4 protein-coding genes are annotated in these 5,669 nt (G+C 65.4%); all 4 read left to right on the top strand.

The window, feature by feature from the left end:
- Positions 1–2,656 (top strand): DEAD/DEAH box helicase (locus ACIQ6O_RS11880; protein ID WP_396208004.1); only part of this gene is annotated, 2,656 nt, incomplete at its 5' end.
- Positions 2,657–2,876: 220 nt separating this feature from the next.
- Positions 2,877–3,386 carry a hypothetical protein gene (locus ACIQ6O_RS11885; RefSeq protein WP_396208005.1) on the top strand — a complete coding sequence of 170 codons (510 nt, stop codon included), beginning with the start codon at positions 2,877–2,879 and terminating at the stop codon, positions 3,384–3,386.
- Positions 3,387–3,721: 335 nt separating this feature from the next.
- Positions 3,722–5,362: a TldD/PmbA family protein gene (locus ACIQ6O_RS11890; protein ID WP_396208006.1), complete on the top strand. Its 1,641-nt coding sequence runs from the start codon at positions 3,722–3,724 to the stop codon at positions 5,360–5,362.
- The coding region (locus ACIQ6O_RS11895) for a PmbA/TldA family metallopeptidase (protein WP_396208007.1) at positions 5,362–5,669 on the top strand (308 nt) is incomplete at its 3' end. The genes ACIQ6O_RS11890 and ACIQ6O_RS11895, both read left to right, overlap by 1 nt.

The raw sequence follows: 5,669 nt of genomic DNA on the forward strand, positions 1-5,669 counted from the left end.
CGACGCGTGGACGAATGCGCCCGAGGTGGCCGACCGGCTGATCGCCAACCTGCTGCTCGGTACCGGCCCGGTGGCGAATGTGACGGGCATGCCCGCGACGGGTTTCGTGATTCCGCCGCGTGCCTATGAACCCACGCTGCGTCTCATCTGCGAAACGGGGCGCGCGCTCGTAAAGAGTCAGCGCCCGTCGCTCGACAAGCGACAGCTGCAGTGGGACGACGGGGCGCCGTACACGTTGCACGTGGAAGTCGTGAGCGGTGCGGACGGTTCGTACAAGCTCACCGGTGCGCTCGCGCGCGAAGGGAGTGACACGCACCTCCCGATTCACGATGTCGACTTCCTGGTCGGCAATGACCTGCTGCTCACCGGCCGTACCCTCACGAGGGTGGAGCTCGGCGCATTGCAGCCGCTGGCGGCGGCGCTCTGGCGCGACGGGGAGTTGGAGATCGGTGACGATCTCACCGACTTCCTCGAGCAGTACCACGCCACACCGGGGTTGCCACCGCTCTCCCTCCCCGACGGGGCGCTGCACACCGAGACCGACGTGGCCCCGGTGCCGTACATCGTGACCCAGGCCGACGTGGGTGGGCTGCGCAATCCGCTCACGTGGCTCGCCGTGCGCTTCCGGTACGGGAGCAGCTTCGCCGACGCGGGGACGGAATCACCGTGGCTGTTCGATCGGGCCAACGGCACGCTGTATCGTCGCCGTCTGTCAGCCGAGCGGAACGCCGTGCTGCGGCTCCGTGCCCTCGGCGCGCAGGAGCACTACTCGGCCAGCATCAACCGCATGCGGCTCGCGCTGCCGTCGCATGTGCTGCTGCGCACGCTGAGCACGCTCGTGCAGGATGGTTGGCAGGTGCAGCACGAAGGGCGCGCCGTGGTGTCGGCCGGCCCGCTCGATGTACGCGCACAGTCGGGGATCGACTGGTTCGATATCACGGGCGCCGTAACGTACGGTGAACATCGTGTGCCGTTGTTCGAAGTGCTGCAGAAGCGGGCGGCCGGTGAGGACGTGATCGAACTCCCCGACGGCTCCATCGGGCTCCTGCCGCGCGCGAGCCTCGCCGAGTGGCAGGCCATGCTGCAGCTGGGCGAGCGCCACGGCGATACGGTGCGCTTCGGGCGCGGGCAACTCGCGCTCATCGATGTGCTGCTCGATTCGCTCCCCGATCCTGATGTGGATGCCCAGCTGGAGCACGCGCGTGCGCAGCTCCGCGACTTCCGCTCGGTGGGCGAAGTGCCTGTGCCCGCAGGGTTCGTCGGCGAACTGCGTGGCTATCAGCACGAAGCGCTTGGGTGGTTTGCCTTCCTGCGCCAGTTCGGGCTCGGCGGTTGTCTCGCCGACGACATGGGGCTCGGCAAAACGGTGCAGGTGTTGGCGCTGCTCGAAGCACGCCGTGCCGAAGGGCGTGGACCGAGTCTGCTGGTGGTGCCGCGGTCCCTCGTGTTCAACTGGGTGCAGGAAGCGGCACGCTTCACGCCGCAGCTGCGGGTGCTCGACCTCAGCATGCCCGATCGCGCCGAGACACCGATCGCGCAGATCGACGCCGACCTGGTGATCACCACGTACGGTACGTTGCGTCGCGATGTGCTGTCGTTGGGACAGCGCCGCTTCGACTACATCGTGCTCGACGAGGCGCAGGCCATCAAGAATGCGGGTACGGCCACAGCGAAGGCGGCGCGTCTCCTGCAGGGTGACCACAAACTCGCGTTGAGTGGCACGCCCATCGAGAATCGCATCGAGGAGCTGTGGAGTCTCTTCGAGTTCCTCAACCCGGGCATGCTGGGCGCGAGCACGCGCTTCAGTCGTGCGGCGCGCATGCTGGGCGACGTGGCGCGCGAAGCGGGTGATTCGCGTCCTGATGATGTACTCGCCCGTGCACTGCGTCCGGTGATTCTGCGCCGTACCAAGGCGCAGGTAGCGAGCGAGCTGCCGCCGCGTGTGGAGCAGACGCTCGAGGTGGAGCTCGAACCCAAGCAGCGCGCGTTCTACGACGAGCTGCGTGTGCAGCAGGCGGAGAACTTGTTCGCGTTGCTCGACAAGGCGGGCATGGCGCGCTCGCGCATGCAGATTCTCGAAGCGCTGCTGCGGTTGCGTCAGGCGGCGTGTCACCCGGTGCTCGCCGACCCGCGCAAGGCGGGGCTGCCGAGTGCCAAGCTCGATGCGCTCATTCCGGCGCTGCAGGAAGTCACGGCCGAAGGGCACAAGGCGCTCGTGTTCTCGCAGTTCACGAGCTTCCTCGCGCTCGTGAAGGACCGGCTCGATGCGGTGGGGCTCAAGTACGAGTATCTCGACGGGCGCACGAAGGATCGTGGTGCGCGCGTGGCGCGCTTCCAGAGTCCGGAGGGCCCGCCGGTGTTTCTCATCAGCCTCAAGGCGGGTGGACACGGGCTCAACCTCACCGCCGCCGAGTACGTGTATCTGCTCGACCCGTGGTGGAACCCGGCCGTGGAAGCGCAGGCCATCGACCGCGCGCATCGCATCGGGCAGACGCGGCACGTGCTGGCCACGCGCGTGGTGGCGCGGGATACGATCGAGTCGAAGATTCTCGAATTACAAGCGAGTAAGCGCGCGCTGGCGGACGCGATTCTTTCCGAAGATAAGGGAGGGCTCGGGACGATCGGGCGCGCTGAGCTGGAACTGCTGCTGGGCTGAGATCTTAGACCAGAGCGTTGAGAATGAGAGTCGAAGCGTGAGCGTGCGAAGCCAGCTCGGATAGAAGCGAGAGGCCAGCGGTCTCGAGGTGAGAGGCGAGGGCGTTGCCTATGACTTCTCACCTCGCGAGCGCTGGCCTCTCGCTTCTATCCGGGCTCAATTCTCATTCTGCCAGTTCGATGCTCATTCTCGATGCTCGAATCTCTTTCTCCGTTCAGCCATGTCCCACGATTACACCGACATTCTACACACCGTGCTGTCCGGTTATGCGCTCCCTCACGACGGGTATCACGGCGTGTACCACTGGGCCCGCGTTTGGGAGAACGGCCTTCGGGTGGCCGAGCACAATGGGGCGGACGAAGAGGTCGTGCGCCTGTTCGCGCTGTTTCACGATGCGCGGCGGGTGAATGAACACCGCGATCCCGATCACGGCCTGCGCGGCGGTGAACTCGCGCGCTCGCTGCGTGGCACGCTGGTGCATCTCGACGACACGCGCTTCGAGCTGCTGTACGAAGCATGCCGTCTGCACACCGACGGGCATACCACCGGCGACGCCACGCTGCTGGCGTGTTGGGATGCCGACCGGTTGGATCTGGGGCGGGTGGGTATCACCCCGCGCGCGGAGCTCTTGTGCACGGATGCGGCGAGAGGGCTGATCCCGTGGGCGCAGGCGCGAGCGACCGCGGACGAGAAGGCGCACGAAGTACTCGGGCTGTGGGGGCACTCCTGAGATCTGAGAGTCGCAGCGGGAGAGTCGCAGCGCGAGAATGAGAAATGAGCCTGGATAGAAGCGAGACATCCGTTGGCCGGAGGTGAGAAGTCAGAGGCTTACGCACTCGCTTCTCACCGCTGGAAAGCGGTCGTCTCACCTCGATCCGGGCTGGCCTCTCATTCTGGCTCTTCGATTCTCGCCCTGTCGTCTCGTGGTTCAGATCTGAGAGCGGCAGCAACGCTGCCGCGGTCTGAGTTGTCGAAACGAAGCCGGCCCTTCGCACGTACTGGTCCGCACTCGTCGCGGGCGCCCCGCCCGCGTTCCCACCTGTTTGGCGGAGTCTGCTGTAACTCATGACCTCCCGACGTGATTTCCTGTGGCAGGGTGGTACCGCCCTCGGCGGCGCCCTGCTGGCCGGTAGCGGTCTCGCCGGTGTTCCGCGGCTCCTGAATGCTGCGCCGGCGCCGGATTGGCGCACGCTCGAAGCGTTCAATGACGTGGCCAATGTGCGCGCCCTCATGGACGCCGCGCTCAATGCCGCCAAGATGGCCGGTGCCACCTACGCCGACGTGCGGTGCAGCCGCCAACGGCAGAACTTCGTATTCACCCGCGAGCAGCAGATCCAGAACGTCGTCGACACCGACACCGTGGGCATCGGCGTTCGCGCACTGGTGGACGGCACCTGGGGCTTCGCGGCCACGCGTATCCTCACCACGGAAGGCGCCGCCGCTGCGGCGCGCGAAGCGGTGGCCATTGCGAAGGCCTCGCGTGTCGCCCGCGCCAACGGTGTGGAGTGGTTGCCGGCGCCTACGGTGAAGGACGGCTACTGGAAGAGTGCCTTCACGCAGGATCCGTTCGAGGTGCCGGTGGAGCAGAAGGCCGATCTGCTCATCAAGGCCAACGCGAATGCCATGAAGGCGAAGAACGTGAAGTACGTGTTCAGCGGCTTCTTCTTCGTGAAGGACGAACGCAACTACGCCAACACCGATGGCACGGTGACCAAGCAGGACGTGGTGCGCTCGTGGCCCACCATGCAGATCACCGCGGTGAGCAGCGACTTCTCCGACTTCCAGAATCGCAGCAACATGGTGGCCCCCATGGCGCGCGGCTGGGAGTACGTGCTCAAGAACGATCTGGTGGGCAACGCACAGCAGTGGGGCGAAGAAGCCGCCGCCAAGCTTACGGGCAAGCCGGTGGAGCAGGGGCGTTACGACCTCGTGCTCGATCCGCAGAATCTCTGGCTCACCATTCACGAGAGCATCGGGCACCCCACCGAGCTCGATCGCGCGATGGGCTACGAAGCCAACTATGCCGGCACGAGCTTTGTGGCGCCACCGGAAAAAATGCTCGGCACACTCAAGTACGGCCCGAGCCTCATGAACATCCAGGGTGACCGCTCGCAGGAAGGCGGCCTCTCCACCATCGGGTGGGACGACGACGGCGTGAAGCCCGACGAGTTCTTCATCATCAGGAACGGCATGTTCAATGACTACCAGACCACGCGCGAACAGGCGCCGTGGCTGCGTTGGTGGTACGAGAAGAATGGACGCCCCGTGCGCTCACACGGCTGCTCGTATGCGCAGGGATGGGACAACGTGCAGTTCCAGCGCATGCCCAACGTGTCACTCATGCCGGGTGAGAAGGACCTCACCATGAACGATCTCATCGCCGCCACCGACCGCGGCATTCTCATTCAGGGCGACGGATCGTTCTCCATTGACCAACAGCGCTTCAACGCGCAGTTCGGTGGGCAGCTGTACCACGAGATCAAGGGCGGCAAGGTCGTGGGCGTGCTCAAGGATGTGGCCTATCAGATCCGCACCCCGGACTTCTGGAACAGCATGGATATGATCGGTGGCAAGCGCAGCTACGAACTCGGTGGGTCGTTCTTCGACGGCAAAGGACAGCCGCCGCAGGTCAATGCCGTATCGCACGGCTCACCCCCAGCGCGCTTCCGCAACGTCAACGTGATCAACACCGGGAGGACGGCCTGATGCAATCGAACAATGCCATCCTCACCCGCGAGCAGGCGCAGGCCATCGTGGAGAAGGCAATCAAGCGCTCCAAGGCCGACGCCATCGACGTGCAGGTGAACACGTACACGGCCGGCAACATCCGCTTCGCCGACAATCAGGTGAGCACCGCGGGCAGTACCACCGACGGACAGCTCGGCATTCAGAGCTTCTTCGGGGCGCGTCACGCGGTGGTGACCACCAACGATTTCTCCGACGAAAGCATCGCGCGCGCGGTGTCCGAGAGTGAGCGGCTCGCGCGGCTCGCCCCGGAAGATCCCGAGAACAT

This window comes from Gemmatimonas sp. (assembly GCF_044345575.1).
Taxonomy (GTDB): domain Bacteria; phylum Gemmatimonadota; class Gemmatimonadetes; order Gemmatimonadales; family Gemmatimonadaceae; genus Gemmatimonas.